The 21071-nt window shown below is 34.1% G+C and carries 16 protein-coding genes; 11 read left to right on the plus strand and 5 right to left on the minus strand.

From position 1 onward, the window contains the following. The first annotated feature begins 10 nt into the window (after positions 1-10). Positions 11-4270 carry a T9SS type B sorting domain-containing protein gene (locus tag C8P67_RS20715; RefSeq protein WP_115815108.1) on the plus strand — a complete coding sequence of 1420 codons (4260 nt, stop codon included), beginning with the start codon at positions 11-13 and terminating at the stop codon, positions 4268-4270. Between the two features lie 112 nt (positions 4271-4382). Continuing rightward, the gene (locus tag C8P67_RS20720) at positions 4383-6740 is read left to right on the plus strand and encodes an outer membrane beta-barrel family protein (protein WP_115815109.1); all 2358 of its coding nucleotides are present in this window, start codon (positions 4383-4385) and stop codon (positions 6738-6740) included. A 104-nt stretch (positions 6741-6844) separates the two neighbouring features. On the opposite strand, the gene C8P67_RS20725 is transcribed toward C8P67_RS20720, so the two are convergent. From C8P67_RS20725 to C8P67_RS20745, 5 genes are all read right to left on the minus strand, one after another. Beyond that, positions 6845-7852 (minus strand): 3-oxoacyl-ACP synthase III family protein, encoded by a 1008-nt coding sequence (locus C8P67_RS20725; RefSeq protein ID WP_115815110.1) that lies wholly within the window; start codon positions 7850-7852, stop codon positions 6845-6847. A gap of 117 nt (positions 7853-7969) precedes the next feature. Then, the gene (locus C8P67_RS20730) at positions 7970-8914 is read right to left on the minus strand and encodes an ABC transporter ATP-binding protein (protein ID WP_115815111.1); all 945 of its coding nucleotides are present in this window, start codon (positions 8912-8914) and stop codon (positions 7970-7972) included. A 130-nt stretch (positions 8915-9044) separates the two neighbouring features. Beyond that, the gene (locus tag C8P67_RS20735; RefSeq protein WP_115815112.1) at positions 9045-9728 is read right to left on the minus strand and encodes an OmpA family protein; all 684 of its coding nucleotides are present in this window, start codon (positions 9726-9728) and stop codon (positions 9045-9047) included. A gap of 18 nt (positions 9729-9746) precedes the next feature. Next, positions 9747-10256, minus strand: coding sequence for a lipocalin family protein (locus C8P67_RS20740; RefSeq protein ID WP_115815113.1), 510 nt, complete (start codon positions 10254-10256; stop codon positions 9747-9749). Positions 10257-10472: 216 nt separating this feature from the next. Next, complete coding sequence (locus C8P67_RS20745; protein WP_115815114.1) at positions 10473-11168, minus strand: hypothetical protein; 696 nt, start codon at positions 11166-11168, stop codon at positions 10473-10475. 514 nt (positions 11169-11682) lie between these two features. On the opposite strand from C8P67_RS20745, the gene C8P67_RS20750 reads away from it, so the two are divergent. The 9 genes from C8P67_RS20750 to C8P67_RS20790 all read left to right on the plus strand — a co-directional run bounded on the left by C8P67_RS20750 (position 11683) and on the right by C8P67_RS20790 (position 20641). Next, positions 11683-12528 (plus strand): PD-(D/E)XK nuclease domain-containing protein, encoded by an 846-nt coding sequence (locus C8P67_RS20750; RefSeq protein WP_115815115.1) that lies wholly within the window; start codon positions 11683-11685, stop codon positions 12526-12528. Positions 12529-12693: 165 nt separating this feature from the next. Then, entirely contained in the window at positions 12694-13053 is a 360-nt protein-coding gene (locus C8P67_RS20755) for a hypothetical protein (RefSeq protein WP_115815116.1), read from the plus strand. Positions 13054-13218: 165 nt separating this feature from the next. Next, on the plus strand, positions 13219-13698 hold the full coding sequence (locus C8P67_RS20760) for a hypothetical protein (RefSeq protein ID WP_115815117.1): 480 nt from the start codon (positions 13219-13221) through the stop codon (positions 13696-13698). A gap of 147 nt (positions 13699-13845) precedes the next feature. Then, on the plus strand, positions 13846-14250 hold the full coding sequence (locus C8P67_RS20765; protein ID WP_115815118.1) for a hypothetical protein: 405 nt from the start codon (positions 13846-13848) through the stop codon (positions 14248-14250). 81 nt (positions 14251-14331) lie between these two features. Continuing rightward, the gene (locus C8P67_RS20770) at positions 14332-14850 is read left to right on the plus strand and encodes a hypothetical protein (RefSeq protein WP_115815119.1); all 519 of its coding nucleotides are present in this window, start codon (positions 14332-14334) and stop codon (positions 14848-14850) included. Between the two features lie 187 nt (positions 14851-15037). Further along, positions 15038-16924 (plus strand): molecular chaperone HtpG, encoded by a 1887-nt coding sequence (htpG, locus tag C8P67_RS20775; protein WP_115815120.1) that lies wholly within the window; start codon positions 15038-15040, stop codon positions 16922-16924. Between the two features lie 324 nt (positions 16925-17248). Further along, positions 17249-18433: a pYEATS domain-containing protein gene (locus C8P67_RS20780; RefSeq protein ID WP_115815121.1), complete on the plus strand. Its 1185-nt coding sequence runs from the start codon at positions 17249-17251 to the stop codon at positions 18431-18433. Positions 18434-18661: 228 nt separating this feature from the next. Beyond that, the gene (locus tag C8P67_RS20785; protein ID WP_115815122.1) at positions 18662-19468 is read left to right on the plus strand and encodes a hypothetical protein; all 807 of its coding nucleotides are present in this window, start codon (positions 18662-18664) and stop codon (positions 19466-19468) included. A 225-nt stretch (positions 19469-19693) separates the two neighbouring features. Next, the gene (locus C8P67_RS20790) at positions 19694-20641 is read left to right on the plus strand and encodes an MASE1 domain-containing protein (protein WP_115815123.1); all 948 of its coding nucleotides are present in this window, start codon (positions 19694-19696) and stop codon (positions 20639-20641) included. Positions 20642-21071 lie beyond the last annotated feature (430 nt).

Below are 21071 nucleotides of genomic sequence, written 5' to 3' on the forward strand. Positions count from 1 at the left end.
TATTTTCATCATGAAAAAAAGTATACTTATTTTAATTTTAATTATTGGAGTAGAATGCTATTCGCAATCTATTACAATAGATACGAACACCTATACTGTCCCAGAATTAGTAACTAATATTTTGGTAAACAAAGAGTGTATTCCTGTAGATAACATTTCTTGGAGAACTGGTAATACAAATAATTTTAACTCATCAAATGGGATTGGATATTTTACAAATACTAATCCATCCTTTCCGCTAAAAAATGGTGTAATCTTAAGTACTGGAAATGCTGCAAATGCAGCTGGCCCAAATAATAGCCAGCTCAATGATGGCAATACAGCATGGATTGGCGATACCGATCTAGAAGCTGCGCTTTTGGCCGAAGGAATTACAATGAATTCTACAAATGCAACAGTGTTAGAATTTGATTTTGTACCTTTTTCTTCCAATTTTGACTTTAACTTTATATTCGCTTCCGAAGAATATGGTAATTTTCAATGTCAATTTTCAGATGCTTTTGCTTTTTTACTAACCAATAAATCAACTGGAGTAACTACAAATCTTGCAGTTGTGCCTAACACCACTACTCCAATTTCTGTAGTAACTATCCGCAATTCATTATATAATTCTTCGTGCTCCTCAGAAAATCCAAATTATTTCGGATCATTTAACGGCGGTTCTGAAGCTGCTGGTTCGGCTACAAATTTTAATGGACAAACAGTTTCTATGAGTGCTTCATCAACTACTTTAGTGCCTAATATACCTTATCATATTAAGCTGGTAATTGCTGACAGAAAAGACAATCAAGCTGATTCCGCTATATTTCTAGGAGCAAACAGCTTCAATGTAGGGCAAGATGTTTTAGGACAAGATCTTACTGTTGCTGCCCATAATGCAATTTGCCCAAACAGTGTACACACCCTAAGTTCAGGTTTAAATCCCGCTGCTTATTCTTTTGCCTGGACATTTAACGGAAATCCAATTGGCGGTAATACTCCAGATTTAACAGTAAATCAAGCAGGTATTTATGGACTTACCTACTCTATTATTGCAACCAACTGCCCCGTCACTAGTGATTTTATAACTGTTGAATATTACAGCCCAATAATAACTCCTGATCCTGTCAATTTATTTAAATGTAATTCTGGTCAAGCCAATTATACTTTTGACTTGTCTTTGAACAATCCTATTGTAACCATACCTGAAACTCAAATAAGTTACCATTCTTCTTTGGCAGAAGCCACTGCAAATATTAATCCGCTTCCAAATAGTTATACAATCAATACAGCTGATTTACCAGCTGTAATTTGGATAAGAATTAAAAATACATCCACAGATTGTTTCATCTCGAAAAGTTTTCAATTAGCATATACTGCTCCACCCCGCGCCAACAGTCCAGGAACTATTCGCCTTTGTGAAACTGTCCCAGACTCAAATACAGCTGATTTTGACATTGAGTCCCTAACAAATATAATATTGGGAGGACAATCCTCAAGCATATATAAGGTTTCTTATTATATCAATCAAACTGATGCCTATGCAGGACTTAATTCGATAGATACTTCGGTCCCTTTCACCACTGGAAATACAACGCTGTATACAAGAGTACAAACCATTACTGACCCCGCTTGTTTCAGTACTGCTGGTTTTGACTTAATTATTATACCAACTCCTACAGTTGATCATACTTCCGATCAGTATGTCTGCAATGGCTATTCCTTACCTCCACTTGTAAATCCAGGTAATTACTATTCAGGTCCCAACAAAGGATTACCAATATTAAATGCTGGCGATGTGATTACGACAGACCAAACCGTTTATCTTTATACCGAAACAGGAGGTACACCTAATTGTATTTTTGAAAGTAGTTTTTTAATTAAAATTGTTAAACCGCAAAATCTAAAACCCAAAGATGTAAAAGCCTGTGACAGCTATAAATTACCACAAACTCAATATGGCATCCGTTATTTTACATTGCCTGGAGGTCCAAGCGGAGGAGGGAAAGAACTTGCTGCCGGAACATCAATAATTTCCGCTGGCATATCGACTATCTATACCTATTTTACCTCGACAGATTTAGCCAATCCCTGTATTCTTGAAAGCCAATTTAATACAACCATAAACATAACTCCAAAAATTGCCCCAATTGCAAATGTTCTTAATTGTTCTTCTTATACTTTACCTCCATTAGCAGTGGGAGATTATTATACGTACAATGCAGCAACAGAGGTATACACTCCCGCAGTTTCTCCCATAACAACGACCACAACTTTACATGTTTTTGCAGAAAATAATGGATGCAGAACACCAGATACCATTTTTACGGTATACATTAACACATTAGGTTTTACTAATTTAAACGAATGTGTTTCGTATGAGCTTGAGCCATCTCCTGTTGGCGAATATCGCGATGCACCTAACGGCGGCGGAAATATCATTCCTCCCGGACTGATAACACAGACAACTACTATTTATACCTATGTTCCTGGAGCTGGCTGTGCAAATGATGATTTTTTTACTATTACAATAAATGCACCTTTTTTAACAACTCCTGCAAATGTAACCGCCTGTTCCAGTTTTGTAATACCTCCCCAAATCGAAGGAGGAGAATATTACACCTTACCCGGAGGACCTATAACCGCCGGAAATGTAAAACTAATTCCAAATGCGGATATCATAACCTCGACTTCAACTATATATATTTATAAACCATCTGTAACACTTACAGGCTGTTACAATGAAAAACCGTGGCTCATTACCATTAATAAAAAACCAATTATAGATTCCAGATCAAATGTAGATCAATGTGACTCCTATACCTTAACTCCGCTGACTAATGGAAATTATTTTGATGATCCTAACGGAATCAATCCTATAGCTTCGGGGACTGTTATCAGTAAGGATAATAGAATCTATATTTATAAAGCACATCCAAACGATCCATCATGTTATACAGAAAACTTTTTTGACATTTTTATAAATGGTGTTGAAGCCGATCCAATTCCTGCACAATTATCATATTGCGACAGCTTCACATTTCCAGCCCTGCCCTCTGCAAATAATTTTTATTATGATGCACCCGGCGGTCCTTTGGGCGGGGGAAATATAATACCTTTTGGCACTGTTCTAACACCTGCAACTGCTAAACCGGTATACTATATTTACTATGAAACCGGTGATCGGTTAAATTGCAACGATGAAAATCCATTTAGTCTCGTTATTGCTCCCAGACCAGTTGCTAATCCGGTAAATCCTTTAGAAACCTGTGATACCTTTGGAATAAACGATGGCATTTCCGAATTCGATTTAACTGCATCAGCCATCAGAAATCAAGTATTAAACGGCCAAACACCCGATTCTGATTTTACATTTACTTATTATACATCATTGGCTGCAGCAAATGATGTAAATGCGATTCCCATCAGTAATCCCGCAGCCTATCAAAATGACAATACATTTACAGACAGTATCTGGATTAAAGTAACCAATAACCGAGTGACAGCTTCCTGCTTTGATACTGTTGAAGTAAAACTGATTGTCAATCCATTGCCTAATCCTCAATTAAAACCGGAATATTTTATTTGCGAGGATTATAAATCTGGTACTTCTTTAAATTCGGCGACTTTAGACACGCATCTTACAGGAACAAATTACTTATTTGACTGGACTCTTGACGGAAATCCATATGGTGGCAGTACACCTTCCATAACAACTAATCAAATTGGAGATTACGGATTAAAAGTAACAAATACCGCTACCAATTGCATCAATACAACTACAGCCAAAGTCACTAAATATGCTCCTTATATAGAAATTATCTACAGTGATGCATTCGAAAACACAAATTATATTACAGTAAATGTATTAGGAGCTGGTTCCGGAAACTACGAATACCAGCTAGATGACTGGTCTTTCCAAGACAGCAATATGTTTATCAATGTAAGTTCTGGCGAACACACTATTACAGCTAGAGATAAAGACGGGCATTGCAGTCCCGCTCCTCTCACTGCTGAAATAATAAATTACCCCAAATTTTTCACTCCAAATGGTGATAGTTACAATGACACCTGGAATATTCCTGATTTAATTTTATCAAATCCAGATGCTGTTATATCCATTTTTGACCGATATGGAAAACTTATTAAAAGAATAACTCCTGCAGCCGAAGGATGGGACGGAATATATAATGGACAGCCGCTACCTTCCAGCGACTATTGGTTTACAGTAGAATACACCCAAAAAGGAATTCCAAAAGTTTTCAAATCACATTTTTCTTTGAAGAGATAATCATAAAAATATTTTTTTTTATTATTTTTTTTCAAAAAAACTGTTACAAAACGAAGACAAAACAGTCTTATTTGCAAATCATCAATCAAAATAATCAATCAATAATTAAATTATGAAGACTAAACTATTAGTACTGTTCCTATTATGTTTTATAGGAATCGCACAAGCAGAAAACGCCGGAATCATTTCCGGAAAAATAATAAACAAAACAACTAAGCAGCCAATTCCATACGCTTCTATTGTTGTAAAAGATGGTGTGAAAATCGTAAATGGGATTGTTGCAGATGACAAAGGAGAATTTTTAATTAAAAATTTAGAATTAAAAAAATACACTTTAGAAGTAGAATTTATTGGTTTCAAAAAATATACTTCTTCTTTTGAATTGAGTACTTCTCAGAAAAATTCAAGAATAGAAATTGCTTTAGAAGAAGATATAACGGAACTTCAATCGGTTGATATCGTCAAAGAGCATTCGTTAATCGAGCAAAAAACAGACAGGAAAGTAATCAACGTAGGCAAGGATTTGCTTAGCGCAGGAGCAACTGCTTCCGAAATTCTGAACAATATTCCTTCTGTGAGCGTAGATCCGCAGACCAACGCGGTGAGTCTTAGAGGAAATTCAAATGTAAGGGTATTTGTGGACGGAAAGCCTACCACAGTAAGTGCTTCCCAGCTATTACAGCAGATTCCGGCAACTTCGATCAAACAAGTTGAATTAATTACAAATCCATCAGCTAAGTACAATCCGGAAGGAATGAGCGGAATTATCAATATTGTTTTGAACAAAAATGCTAAAATTGGTTTTAACGGAAGCGCAAACACAGGAGTTACCATTGGAGAAACACCAAAATCAAATTCTTCATTTGACATGAATTACCGTAATGGAAAAGTAAATATGTATGGTAATTATGGTTTAACTAACGGAAAACATCACAATCACGGACAAATAGAAACGTTTGATGACAATGGGATTCAAGAGAACTTTCAAAAATTTGATTTCACTGATGATAACACTTCTCATTTAGCCAAAGTGGGACTTGATTTTTATTTAAATGATTCAAATACTATTTCTGTTTATACAACTCAAAATATTAACAATGAAAAAGGACATTCAGAAGTCATTGTAGATTTTCCAAATCTTTCGGATCCTAACCTTCCAAAACGTATCAATCAATTATTTGACAGCAAAAACAGCAACTACACGCAAACCTATAATCTTGATTACAAGAAAAATTTCAAAAAAGAAGGACACACTCTTGAATTTGAAGGCAATTACAGCAATAATGACAACGAAGAAAACAGTTCATTCACTAATCCTCCAGCATTAAACGACATAACTAATAAAGGTGAGAATATTTTACTCAATCTGGATTACGTAAATCCTTTGACCGAAACTATTAAACTGGAAGCTGGGCTGGAAACCCGTATTGAAAACACCAAAAATAATTTTCTGAAAGACGGCGCCTATAATTCCAATTTTAATTACGACAGAAAAATTTATTCAGCCTATACTACCATTGCCAAACAATGGAAAAAATGGAATGCTCAAGTGGGTGCCCGTTTTGAAAAATACACGGCCGATGCATTATTCAAAAAAGTGAACGAAGCTGACGGAACTTTTGATGATGATTTATTCACTGTATATCCTTCTGGATTTGTAACCTACACGCCAACCGACAATGACTCTTTCAATTTTAGCGTTTCAAAGCGTGTGGACAGACCCAGTATAGATCAAGTAAATCCAATACGCCAATGGAGCACGCCTTTGATAGATTCCGAAGGAAACCCTAATTTGTCCCCTCAATTCACAAATTCGGTAGAGCTGAATTATACTAGAAAAACTAAAATAGGTTCCATTACTTCGGGCGTTTTTTACCGTCAGATTAATGACGAAATTTCAAGAACAGTTTTTGAAAATCCAAACAATACCGAAAGACAAATTTTATCGTATGCCAATATAGGCGACAACAACGCTTATGGAGTGGAACTTTCGGGAAATCTTGATTTTACAAAATGGTACACTGCCAATATCAGCTTTGACATGTACAACAAAAAAACCAAAGGTTACGTAGAAACCGATTATATAGAAGTAAATGTTACGACGTTCAATTCCCGTATCAGCAACACTTTTAAAGCTAATAAAAATTTACGTTTTCAATTAACTGGTATGTACCGCGGAGAAGATTTAAGTTTACAATTCCTGAGAAAACCTATGTGGAGAGTCGATGCAGGTTCCAGTCTTACAGTAATGAAAGGCAGCGGAACTATAACGGCGAGAGTAAGTGATCTATTCGACAGCATGCATTTTGCATTTGATGCTACAAAACCAAAAGTACAAACCGGAGAATTTCATTGGGAAAGCCAAACGGCTTATTTAGGGTTCAATTACCGTTTTGGAACAGGAAAAAATAAAGCGATTCAAAGAAAAACAAGAGATAAAAACGAAACCCAAGGAAGCGGTGGTTTCTAAAAATTAGTTTTAATAGTAGAATTGGTTACAAAAGAAGAAACCCCAGAGAATGCCAACTCTGGGGTTTCTTTATATTTAAAAATCATCAGATTACTGACAAAAAACTACCATTTTATAATCGCGCTCGCCCAGGTAAATCCACTCCCGAAAGCAGCTAAAACTACAGTATCCCCTGATTTTATCTTCCCTTGTTCCCAAGCTTCCGTCAAGGCAATCGGAATAGACGCAGCAGTTGTGTTTCCATATTTCTGAATATTATTGAACACCTGATTGTCTTCCAGACCGAATTTCTTTTGTATAAACTGCGAAATTCTCAAATTTGCCTGATGCGGAATCAGCATATCGATATCGGAAACCTGCAGATTATTGGCTTCCAATCCTTCATTGATAACTTCGGCAAAACGAACCACTGCATTTTTAAACACAAATTGTCCATTCATATAAGGAAAATAACTTTCGTCATCTGGATTATTATCGGCAATAATATCTGTTACCCATCGCGCGCCCATTCCCGGCGCAGTCAAAGCTAACTCTTCAGCATGAATTCCTTCTGAATGCAAATGTGTAGACAAAATACCTTTCGACAGATCTTCTTCCCTGCTCAAAACAGCCGCTCCTGCTCCATCTCCAAAAATAACTGAAACTCCTCTGCCCCGTGTTGTCATATCCAAACCTGTAGAATGAACTTCGGAACCAATTACTAGTATATTTTTATACATTCCTGTCTTGATATACTGGTCAGCAACTGAAATGGCATATACAAAACCCGAACATTGATTTCTCACATCCAGTGCTCCAACGGTTCTTAAACCTAAATCGCGCTGTACCAAAACGCCTGGTCCAGGAAAGTAATAATCGGGGCTTAATGTTGCAAATATGACAAAATCTATATCTTCGGGAACAACACCCGAACGCTCTATCGCAATTTTGGCCGCCTTAACTCCCATTGAAGTAGTAGTATCTTCACCTCGAATGATGTGTCTCCTTTCCTGAATCCCTGTTCTCTCTTGAATCCATTCGTCATTAGTATCAATGATTTTGGACAAATCATCATTGGTCACTACATTATCTGGGACATAATATCCTAATCCTGTTATTTTTGAATGATACATACTTTGTTATTTTATTAAAAATAGAACTCGCAATTTAAACATCTTTTAAAAAAGACGTTCACAATATCGTGTTTTTTTCGACATCAGCAGTTTTATTCCAAAACTATTTTCTATAGATTAAATAATCCTCAATATTACTTCCTGATTAAATTCTAACGCGGTTTCATGCTCAAAGAAAATGACTCTTCTGTCGAAAACCGCTTTTATCAAGAAACGGCTTCCTTTAAAAAATGATTCTTTAACTACTGCTTTTATAGAACCCTGCGTATCGACTTTCAGCTGATGCGGGTATAATAAAACAATCTCATCTTCTCCTTCAATCGGCATTAGCTGCGATAATTTCAATTCATTCACTTCTCCAAAAAGGGAAGCAACATATTTATTCAGCGGATATTTATAAACATCAGCAGAAGGGCCTTTTTCCATAATTCGGCCTTGGTACAAAACAATAGTTTCATCAGAGAAAGAAAGAGCATCAGTACTGTCGTGAGTCGCTATGAAACAGGTGATTTCTTTTTTCTTTAAATAAGCAAAAAGATTTCTGCGGAGTGCATTTTTTCTAAAATTATCAATATGGCTGAAAGGTTCATCGAGTAACAGCACTTCTGGTTCCAAAGCCAAGACTCTGGCCAGAGCTACACGCTGCTGCTGTCCGCCACTCAACAGCTTTGCTTTGACATTAGCAAATTCTGTCATTTCGACCATTTCTAATAATTCCTGTATGCGCAGTTTTTTTAATGGCAGAAAACCATTAGAAAGAAACTTTCCAATATTTTCGGATACGGTTTCATAAGGCATTAGATCAAAATCCTGTGCCAGATATTTCATAAATGGCATTCCGGGAATCAGATTGTATTTAGGGCCTCGAACCTCCGTATCGTCATATATAATACGCCCTTGATTTAAGTCGTACATGCCATAAATCAGTTTTAAAAGGGTGCTTTTCCCGCAGCCACTTTCGCCAATAAGTGCAATATTCTGTCCTTTGGCAACGGTGAAGTCAACATTCTGAATAATGATTTTTTCGGTATAGCCGAATGAAATATTTTGAACTTGAAGCATTCTGTACTATTAAAATTTAGGATAACAAAGATAGTTTCTTTGTCCAAAAAAAATAAGGTTATAATTCATTTATATCCAAAAAAAAACTGCTTTATAATAAAGCAGTTTTTTTAACATTGTAACTTAATGACTATTGTTTCTTTTTAGCATCTTCGATCATTTTAGCATTTGCAGTAATTGCAAATTCTACACGACGGTTTTGGCTTTGTCCTTCTTTAGTATCATTAGATGCAATAGGGTCGGCAATTCCATAACCTGATGTTTTAAAACGGCTTGCTGCAAGTCCTTTTGATACCAGATATGTTTTTACAGATTCGGCTCTTTTTTGCGAAAGCGTTAAATTATAATCTGCTTTTCCTGTAGAATCTGTATATCCAAAAATCTCGATATTAGTATCGGCATACGAATTAAATACCGGGATTAGTTTATCTAAGTTAGCTTTGGCCTGAGCAGTCAATGTAGCTTTGTTTACATCAAAACGAACTGCATTTTCGTTAAGAGTCAAGTGAATTCCTTCTCCTACTCTTTCCACATCTGCACCAGGAAGTGCCTGATCGATTTCACGGGCTTGTTTATCCATACTGTTCCCAATCAAGGCTCCAGTTCCTCCTCCTACAGCAGCACCAATAGCAGCACCGGCAGCAGTTCCAAGTTTAGTATTGTTTCCGATAATTGCTCCGATAACTCCTCCGGCAACAACACCAATTCCGGCACCTTTTTGAGTATTATTCGCGTTTTTTGTAGCCTCACATCCTGTAAACACCATGCTCAGCATGCATAATCCGCATAATCCTATAATTGCAATCTTTCTCATCTTTTTTGTATTTATGTATTAGTTAACTTTTTGGAAATGGTAAACAACATCTGTTGGATTGTTACCTACGCTTATTTTATCAACCAATTCAAATGAAGTTTCTGATTGATTTCTTACGGCAAGAACAAAACCTGTTTTTACTTTTTTGGATTTCAATCCTTCGTCTAATATTTTCAAGACAAACTGCCCTTCTTTATTAATATACCAAGTAATTGCCGAAGTAAAAGCAGTACAGTTTGGACTATTTAACGTCACATTTCCTTTATTATTATTGGAAATAAAATGCCAAGTACTTCCCACGAAACATTTTGAATCGGCGATATTAAAAGAATTCACTTTTATATACTCAGATCCCGGATAGCTCACGCTAACAACCTGCCAATCTCCTTTTATTCCTACTTGCGAAGTCTTATCTAATTTTGTTGCAGGGGCATTAGATACTGGCTCGGGAGTAGTGGGAGCTGTAGACCCAGACTTACATGCAAAAACCAAAATGGCCATAGTGCATATCAAAAGAATTTTTCTCATTTTTTTAATTTTAAGATTAATTTGATTACAAAGATACGTATGAAATTCGTTCAAAATTATTTTTTTATTTATATAATTTGCTTACGGCGGTCTCCAGCAATATGGTATTTTTATAACAAGCCAAAGGCAGGTTTAAAAGACAAGCTGCTGTACTGCATCACCTTATAAAATAAAAAAAGCACTAATTACTCAGTGCTCTCATTTCGTTAAATGCTGTTAAACTACGGGAGGTGCGGCCACCTCTGGAGTCTCTCCGGTCACGGTATTATAAATAACATAATCATTGTACTTGGCCACATCGCTGGTTTCCCAGATGCTGAGTCCTGTTGTGGTGTAGCTCATCAGCGTTTTGTAAATTATATTACCCGCTTCTACACGGTCTTCCTGCGTTATATCTCGATCCGCAATTTTTAACTGAAGGTCGATCATCAGCACTTCAAACTCATTACATAATTTAGTAATAGCTGTAAGCATGGCTGCTGTTAAACCATTTGGTGCCAATTCAGCTAATAATAATGTCCCTACACGCACTACTCTTTTGGAAATAGTCACCAGCTCAGAATCCGATTGTTGTGAGAGTGCCTGAGTGCCAAATTTTTTATATTTAGCAGATCCCACCGTATACTTTCGCTCCGCACGTGACATTACTGCTCGTATCGCAACCTTTAGCTGATCGGCTTTAGCATCTTTCGCAACGGTAACTCCCGTTTGGTCGCTTACCGCCTCAACATCGGTAATGGTATTGGAGAACACATTCACAGCCGTTTCCAAACTGGTTACTAAGGCAGCCGTAATCCCAAACGGGGTAAAAGAGGCAGCATCGCGACGCATAAAAGCAATTTTTTCTTTGGCCTTCGAAACCAAAGTAGCATCTGAGAAATTGTACGACCTAACTACTGACGGTTTTTTCATAATTATAATTTTATATTTAAAAGTTAATACTTACAAATGTATCAAAATATCAATATGTTTTACATTAAATATAAAAAAAGTACTACTTTATATAAATCCAAAGCGTTCAGAACCAAGCGAAAAGCACTAAGAAGCTAAATTGTAGCATTCAGATGTGCAAAATTACTTTTCAGATGACCAAATTTATCATTCAGAAGACCGCATCAGGCATTCCGAAGATTGTATCAGGCGTTCAGAAGTATATTTCAGGCGTTCCGAAGCATGCATCAGGCATTCCGAAGCTCGTATCAGGGCATTATTTTTTCTTCTACTGCCCTATTTTACTGGGCGGAGCGTAAAAACAGCTGTAATGAACAAAAATTACGTTTTGTAGGTTTGTAACTATTATTTTCTATATTTGAGAAAAGAATAACGTGAGACGAATTTTCGTTAAGCCATCCGGTTTTGGGTGTTTATATGAATGTTTGTTTCGTATATAAGATAGTTATGCACCATTTTAAAAAACAGAACTACATTGACAGACAGAAAAGAAGAAATACAAGTTTTATCTAAAGAGATATCCACCCAATTACACAAGTTAGAAGTAACATTTTGGGAAGTTTATGTTTATCCTGGAAATGATGAAGAATATTATGAAGATACAAATGGGCAATTACATTTTAATTATGAAAGAGAAGATAAAACAACTTGGCTATTTTATGGAACTCGAGCACTGTTTTATAAAATTTGCCTATTTCTTGAATTGAAAAATGTTCCACTTTATTATAAAATGTTTATTGATAAATTTCAACTAATAATAAATGATCAAAAAATAGTATGTAAAAGTCGAGGACCATTATATACTGATGATGAGCCATCAATGATAATTCACGATGAATTTAGAGAATTTTTACGTTCATTCCAAGAATTCAATATTGACTATTTTGAAAAACTTGAAGTAAATAAGCTTAAACAAATTTTAGAGAATACCAATCCAATATTGGCAAAAACAAAATCGAAAGTAACTAATGAAACTTCCATATATACACCTATTAAATGGTTTGTAGAAATAGTTTATCCAACCATGAGAAGTTTAGGTAAAGCTAGATTTATAAAAAAATTCACCACTTATCATCCTGATATATTAATTCCCGAAATTAGTTCTGCGGTAGAATATAAGTATATTAGAAAAGGCGTAGGAATCTCAAACTATCTTGATCAAATCAAAACAGATGCTGACAGCTATGTCGGAGATCCTGAATATAAGTTCTTCTATGCTGTCGTTTATTTTGAAGATAAATCCGAAATAAATCCAGAAGGATTCAGACAAGCAGTTGTCGAAAAAAAATTTCCTGAAAACTGGACTTTAATAGCGTTGTAAAAAAACGGTGCATAACAGCTACTACAACGGATTTGGGCAATTGGCTTAATTTAAATATGGTTTTGTATTTGAATGATTTGGCAAATCCGAAGAATGGGCTTAATTTAGTAACAAACCCGCTGTAGTACCAGAACGTTAGCAGGCATTGTAGCCGAAAATGAGATTATGAAAAAAACAATATATAAATACCTATTATTTATATTCATTTTAGGTTTAATATCTTTATTTGTCATAGGTTACCTATATAAAAAAGAAATTAATAAAAACAGAATGACAACAGTTTGTCAGTTTGTTTCTTGTAAAGAATTTCCAAAAACTTCAAGTAGTTATTTCAAGTATTATGTAAATGGAAAAGTTTATAAGGAAAACTATGGACAGTGTCCACCAAACTACGAAAGCAAAATTGGAAAATATTTTATTTTACACTATTCAAATTTAGACCCTGAAAAAATAACAGTAGATTTTTCAGATGAAGTGACAGACACTGAAAAAATTTTTGGTGCAGGTTTTAAAACAAACGAATAAAAAACAACGCCTGCTAACAGCCACTACAACGGATTTGGGTATTGGGTTTAATGGAAAGATGGTTTTGTATTTGAATGATTTGGCAAACCCGAAGAATGGGCATCTTTAATCCCAAACTGCTTGTAGCGCGAGAACATTGTCAGCTATATCAAAAAAAAAAACGGTATGAAATTAAAAATAGTATTAATAATTATCGCTGTGATATTCATGTCGAGTTGTACATTAATTCCTTGTAGCTCTACAGCGGGCTTAACTGATTTGGATAATAAAGTTTCAAAAAAAGAATTAATTGGCAACTATGAACTTGATGATTGGACAAAAAAATTAATTCCAGAACTGAAGAATTCAAACAGTAAACTATCAATAAAGAAAAACGGACAGATTGAGATAACAAATATTCCAACTGCGGTTTTTAATGATTTCTTGCATGGTGAAAGAATAATTGATAAAGCAAACGGAACTTGGAAATTCCCACAGAAATCGGATGCTAACGAAATAATAACAAAAATGATTTTTAGCTTAGAATCTGAATCAAATAATACTGTTAGCTTCTGGAAAATTTTTTCTCAAAATGGAAAACTTACAATCTTTATTGAATTTGGAGATCCAGATAATTGTACTGCAGCAAGATTCATTAAAATATAAAGACACAGCTACTACAACGGATTTGGGCAATTGGCTTAATGGAATGATGGTTTTGTATTTGGATGATTTAGCAAATCCAAAGACATTAACTACAATATTCCCGATTTAATAAAGAAATAAATAACTTAAAAACAGAATATATAACTTATGAAAAGAATATTATTACTTTCAATTTTTATTTTATCCTTCGCGAACTTAACAGCTCAAGAATCAAAAGAAGATCAGATTATTACTGCTATAGAATTGAAAGCTGACAAAATTATCCTGAACAACAAAACAGCTTATAACTATAGCCGAAACGGAAATGATTTTCTAATTTCAAATCTTGATGGAAAAGAATTAATCAAAGGAAGTATAACTTCACACGGAAACGGAAAATTTTCAAGTATAATTACTTTTATTACTTCTGGAAAAAAGTTCTCTAACGAAAAAATTATTGGCCGTCAAGAAATAATATTTGCTCTTTGTGAAAATAATGTCATTAAAGATAATTTTGAAATTGATGAGGCAAAATTGACGATGTTTTTTGAAAAATATAATGAACTAAAATAAATATGCTGTCTCTAACTCGTAAAAACTAATACGAATAAATACGATTGGAAGAAAAATAAATTTTACTCTAACTCAAAATCAATGAAAAGTCAATTCAAAATTATTGTTCTATTTGCATTTTTATTATGTAACAATAGTAATGCCCAGTCAAATTCAAACACGGAAACATTTACAATTAACTGGCCAAAAGAAGAAGGCTGGCATATAGTTGACCAGCAAAATAATGCCGAACAAACAACAACAATGATAGTATCATTAAAAGGCAAAGAAACTATTGCTAATTGCAGCGAAATTGCAACAACATATATTTGTCGTGGTTCTATGTATGTGCCCATAGAAAAGAAAATGGAAGAATTATTTCAACCGCTAAAATATGCACAGACAGCAAAAAGAACAGTAATTGAGAAGGATGAAAAAGCTAAACATCCTTGGTTTATCCTCAAAATCGAATACTCAAGTGAATCTCAAATTTGGTATGTTATTCAAGGAAAAAATGAATTATATTGCAGTTTATGGTCAACTTACCAAAAAGAGATAACACCAAAATCTCAAGAAAAATGGGTGGAGATCTTTAAATCTTCAAAAATAACAGCAGAGTAATCGACAAGACTGCTGCTAAAGCTATTGCAGCGGATTTGAGAAATGAGGTGCGTGAAAAGACATTTTAACCAGCCTGCAAAAAGTATTTAAACATTTCACTTACGACAATTTGTCACTTTTATAGTATTTGGTATTCTATTTGAAAGTTACTTTCCCGATTGTAAAACCATTAATAATATAAAAAAATATGACAACAGGTAAAATTAATGTTTCGGTTGAAAACATCTTTCCCTTAATCAAGAAATTCTTATACAGTGATCACGAGATTTTCCTGCGTGAATTAATTTCTAACGGAACGGATGCAACTTTAAAATTAAAACATCTAACCAGTATTGGAGAAGCCAATGTTGAATATGGTAATCCAATTATTGAAGTTAAAATTGACAAGGAAGGCAAAAAAATCCACATTATCGATCAAGGATTAGGGATGACTGCTGATGAAGTAGAAAAATACATCAATCAGGTTGCTTTTTCGGGTGCTGAAGAATTCTTGGATAAATACAAAGATTCTGCCAAAGATTCAGGAATCATTGGTCACTTTGGACTAGGTTTCTATTCTGCCTTTATGGTTGCAGAAAAAGTAGAAATCATCACCAAATCATACAAAGACGAACCAGCAGCACACTGGACTTGCGACGGAAGCCCAGAATTCACATTGGAACCAGCTGACAAAACGACTAGAGGTACTGAAATTATTCTGCACATTGCCGAAGATTCATTAGAGTTCTTGGAAGAATTCAAAATCTCTGGTTTATTGAGTAAATACAATAAGTTCATGCCTATTCCAATTAAATTTGGGACCAAAAAAGAAACACTTCCAAAACCGGAAGATGCTCCAGAAGATTTTACTGCCGAAACTATCGAAGTAGATAATATTGTAAACAATCCTAATCCAGCTTGGACTAAACAGCCAGCTGATTTATCGGATGAGGACTATAAAAATTTCTACCGCGAAATGTACCCAATGCAGTTCGAAGAGCCATTGTTTCATATTCATTTAAATGTAGATTACCCATTTAATTTAACTGGTATTTTGTATTTCCCAAAATTGGGTTCTGATATGCAGATTCAGAAAGACAAAATCCAATTGTACCAAAACCAAGTATATGTAACAGATAATGTAGAAGGAATTGTTCCCGAATTCCTGATGATGCTTCGCGGTGTCGTTGATTCTCCGGATATTCCTTTGAATGTTTCTCGTTCAGGATTACAAGCTGATGGTGCAGTTAAGAAAATTTCAAACTACATCACCCGTAAAGTGGCTGATAAATTGAAATCTTTATTCAATGAAAACAGAGCTGATTTCGAACAAAAATGGAATGACATCAAAATCGTTCTAGAATACGGAATGCTTTCTGAGGATAAATTCTATGAAAAAGCTGGAGCATTTGTATTATATCCAACAGTTGATAATACTTATTTCACCCTTGAAGAATTAAAAGAAAAAATCAAAGAGAAACAAACTGATAAAGACGGAAAACTTGTTGTTTTATACGCTGGAAATAAGGAAGCGCAACATTCTTATATCGAAATTGCAAAAGACAAAGGATACGAAGTTTTATTACTAGACTCTCCAATCATCTCGCACTTAATTCAAAAAATTGAAGGAGACAACAGCGGTATGCAGTTTGTTCGTGTCGATTCTGACCATATTGATAATTTAATCAAAAAAGAAGAAACTTCAATTTCTAAATTATCAGATGAAGAGCAGGCAAGTCTAAAAACAGTTCTTGAAACTATCGTTCCTAAACAGACTTACACTGTACAGCTTGAAGCTTTAGACAGCGAAGCGGCTCCATTCATTATCACGCAGCCAGAATTTATACGCAGAATGAAAGAAATGAGTCAAACAGGCGGAGGCGGCATGTTCGGAATGGGTAATATGCCGGAAATGTACAATTTGGTTGTTAATACTAACTCCGATTTGGCTACAAGCATCTTAAACAATTCTGATAAATCGGCTCAGGAAAACTTGGTAAAACAAGCTTTGGACTTGGCTAAATTATCTCAGAATTTATTGAAAGGGGAAGCGTTGACTGCTTTCGTAAAAAGAAGTTTTGAACTGATAAAATAATTCTGAGGATAATACTTAGAGTTAATGACAATGACCCTGCAAATTAGTATTTGCAGGGTTTTTTGTTTTTGATCACTGTGATTTTAAAACGGCCAATAAAAACCAATAAATATATTACTCAAAAACAAACACTTACCACTATTTCATATTCATTTTTTGATTAATTTTAAGAAATAATAAAATAAAATAATTCTATTATTTAAGAGAGAAGAGACGCTACATTGCTGTTTCACTCTCGGAAATTCAAATTTTCTTTATTAAAAATAAGTTCACAAACTAATTCTATTACTGATTTGAGACGATACTAATCTAAACCTAACAGATATGTCAAACAACAAAAGTCAAAATGAAACAGAATTAAAGAAAGAAAAAAAAACAGTAAAAGAAGCTGAAACTTCCATCTTAATCACATTATACATGGGCCTTTTTTTAGGAATGGTTCCAGTAATTGGTTTTCCCATCACAATTCCCGAAATGGGAAGCAAGATTCTTTTTATTGGAATCATCCTTGGCATAGCCGCTTTTATCAGTTCTTTTTTTCTGGGAACTCTTTTTGGCATGCCTAAACGTAACAATGAAAAAGAAAGTGATTATTCTCTAAATAATAGTTTAGTAGAAATTTCAGATTGGTTAACCAAAATAATCGTAGGCCTAGGTTTAGTAAATCTCAAAGAAATTCCCGGCTTCTTGATTTCACTAGGAGAATATGTAAAAGCATCGTCCAAATATGATGGACAGCTGCTAAATGTATACAGTATTGGAATCGTAATTTATTTTGGCTTTTTAGGATTATACATTGGATACAATTACATGCGCCTTGTTTTATCAAATAAATATAAATATGCCGATGATAATTTGATTCGCAAAGAACTCGAAATGGCCAATGAAAAAATTAATGAAGTAAAAGAGGAAATTCAGCAGAAAGATAAAAAGATTATCCAGACTCAGAGCTTAGTTCAAGAAAAAGAACAATTGACAAAATCGCTGATGACTAAAGTAAATGAAACTTCAATGTCAAATACTAATTTTGAAACGGTTGTCCAAAAAATAATTACATCTGATGAAATTAAAAAAGGCAAAGAAAACATAAAGTCAGATATTGATAAAATGATAGATGAAGCCAAAATAAAACTGCATAAAGGATTAGTTCTTAATCATGAGGATCCTCAAAAAGGGCAATGGCAGTCAAAAGCAGTCAACAACGAGCGAGAATTAAAAGCGGCTGTAACCGAAGAAACAAAAGGATTGTACCAGATTAAATTACAAGTAATATCTACAGATCCAAAAAATAATCCACTAAAAGATGGAGAATACATATTATTTGCCTTGCATAATACCTTTGGCAATCCTCCATTCAAACTTGTAAAAATTGACAAACAATCTGCAGAACTCAATTTTTACAGCTACGGATCTTTTACCGTAGGAGCATTTGCAGATAATGGCGCAACTGAATTAGAACTTGATTTAGCTGAGTTGCCAGAAGTTTCTACTTATTTCAAAACACATTAATCGCATTTCATTGCTATTTTAAAATTATAAATAATCTGCTTTACTGTTAAACCAAAATATAAGTTTAAACTTCAACAAAAGATTACTTACTTTAATTTGTCAGATTTATAATTTAATAAATACAAATAGAGATGATATGTTAAAAATTTAACAGTCTTGTCAATAATTAGTTCACATAAAATAATAAATTTGGCTACCCTTATAAAAACTTAACCAAAAATTAAATTTATGAAAAACCGTTCATTCTTATTATCTGCTCTTGTAATTACATTATTTTCATTCGTTTCCTGCACTAAAGAAGATTCGTTGGCAGCAACAGATAATAGCCCAATTGTAGCCTCTGTTTCTATTGATCTAGTTAATGAATTAGATGTTAAAATGGGAACTGAAATATCATTCGAAAAATTGACAGCTAAGCAAATAGGAAAAACTACAACTTGTGCTGTTATTACTACAGAATCAGGATCTAATTTCCCGAAAATATATACTGTGGATTTTGGAGATGGCTGCACTACAAATGGTATTACAAGAAAAGGTAAATTAAAAATTACTTTTTCAAACATTATTACTGAAACGGGAAGTACTATGCTTATTGAAAGAGAAAACTATTATGTAAACGGCAACAAAGTAGAAGGAAAAATTGAATACAAAAATACAACTGTAAGTTCAAATACTCCACAATGGACAAGAACAGTAACCAATGGAATATTTACTGATTCTAAAGGTGAAGTATATTTTAACTCAGGTACACATACTGTCAAACAAACTGCAGGAGTTTCAACTCCGCTGGTTTTACAAGACAATACATATGAAATGATTGATGGAAATCATACTGTTAGCAAGCAGAATGGTGGTCAGATTACTTTAACCATTTTAGAAACATTAGTCAAAAATTATTCATGTGATTATGTTTCAAAAGGAAAAATAAAAGTAGAAAGCACTCTTTTAAGCGGTACTATAGATTATGGAAACGGTGATTGTGACAAAGATGCTACCTACACACAAAACGGAATAATATTCCCTTTTACGATGTAAAAATAATTGAGAAAAATTCAAAAGAGACTATCCAAAACGGTAGTCTCTTTTTTTTGTGTTATTTTTAAGAATCCAGCCAATTATATTTCGTTTGCTTAATAGATAAAAAAACAAGGTCAGACACAAAATTAAATTTCAAAAAAAAAACCATTTAAAATTTAAATACTAAATTTGTTAAATTAATTCGCATATTTTACCAAAAAACAATAATAAAAAACGCTGATTATGTACAGATTAGATACAAACGATTATTACACTCCATTTTTTTTAAAATCTTCATTGTTCAAAATTATTTTGGTTGCTTTCACCTTCAATGCGCTTGCGTTCTTGAGCTTTAGAATAACTGTTTCGCCTGACAATCTCTCTCCAATTTTTCCTGATGTTGGATTTGCACTTGCAGCTGTATTAATTGTTGGACGCAAAGCTATAGGCGGAGTTTGGATTGGATCATTTGTCGCTAATATGTTTTCCTTTTGGGATGTTTGTCAAATGCTTGATAAATCAGTACTGGAAACTATTCTATCTTCAGCATCTGTAGCTACTGGAGTAGCTATTGGAGTGACTATCAGCGCTTATTTAATTAATTTAGTAAACAAAGGCGAATATCCTCTAAAGACAGGGTTTTCAGTTATAGTCTTTTTAGGAATAAGTGTTTTATATTGTGGCATATGCTCTGTATTATGTGTGTCTGCTATTTCATTTTGGGGATTAAGTACCCCAAACCACTTTGTATACAATTGGATAACTCTGTGGAAAGGCGATTTAATCGGCACTATACTTATAACTCCTTTCTTAATATCGTGGTTTTATCGTCATCATATAAAAATTATTGCAACATCACTTTTAGAAGCCGTTTTGCTAGGACTATCCACAGTATTGGTATGCGTATTAGTTGCTTTTGACCACCCAAGCGATCAGTATCTTTTCATTTTAATATTATTATGGGCTACATTTCGTTTTAGAATAAGAGGAGTATCAATCCTGGCATCGATGTTCGCTCTTTTATCATCAATCTATGGATATCTAGGTTATGGATCATTTGTAGTTGTCAATTCAGAAGATTCATTAATTAATATTAATCCTTTCTTTGGGATAACCACTGTTATTACCTTAATACTATCAGGATACTATTCGGATTATTTACATCGAAAATTAGAAACCTCAAAATCGTAAGTAAACAAAAAAAACTCTGTATATTATTTTCTTTTGCAGACCAAAGGATCAGACTTTGCATAATATTTTATACTTTTTCTAAAGACGAAAGAAAACGAAAAGTTCCAATTCCATTTTCATGCATATTCTTTCAATATGGCATGCCCCAAGGGCCGGGCTGTTCATTATATCTTTTCTTTTCCTAAAGAAGGAAAAGAAAAGGATGCCATTTCCATCCCTCATGCAGATACATTTTCACAACAGTATTCCCGATTTATTTCAAGGATTTATAACAAAAAAAACAGCCCAAAAAGAGCTGTTTTCTCAAAATTCCTTTAATGAAAATGCAGTTTCGGTTAATTAACTTCTGCCACATTATGGTTTTTAATCTTCATATCACCTTTGTAGACTTCGGCAATCGATTTTCTGGATAACACAGCATCATCAGCAA

Origin of the sequence: Flavobacterium aquicola (assembly GCF_003385115.1) — a bacterium.
Lineage (GTDB): Bacteria > Bacteroidota > Bacteroidia > Flavobacteriales > Flavobacteriaceae > Flavobacterium > Flavobacterium aquicola.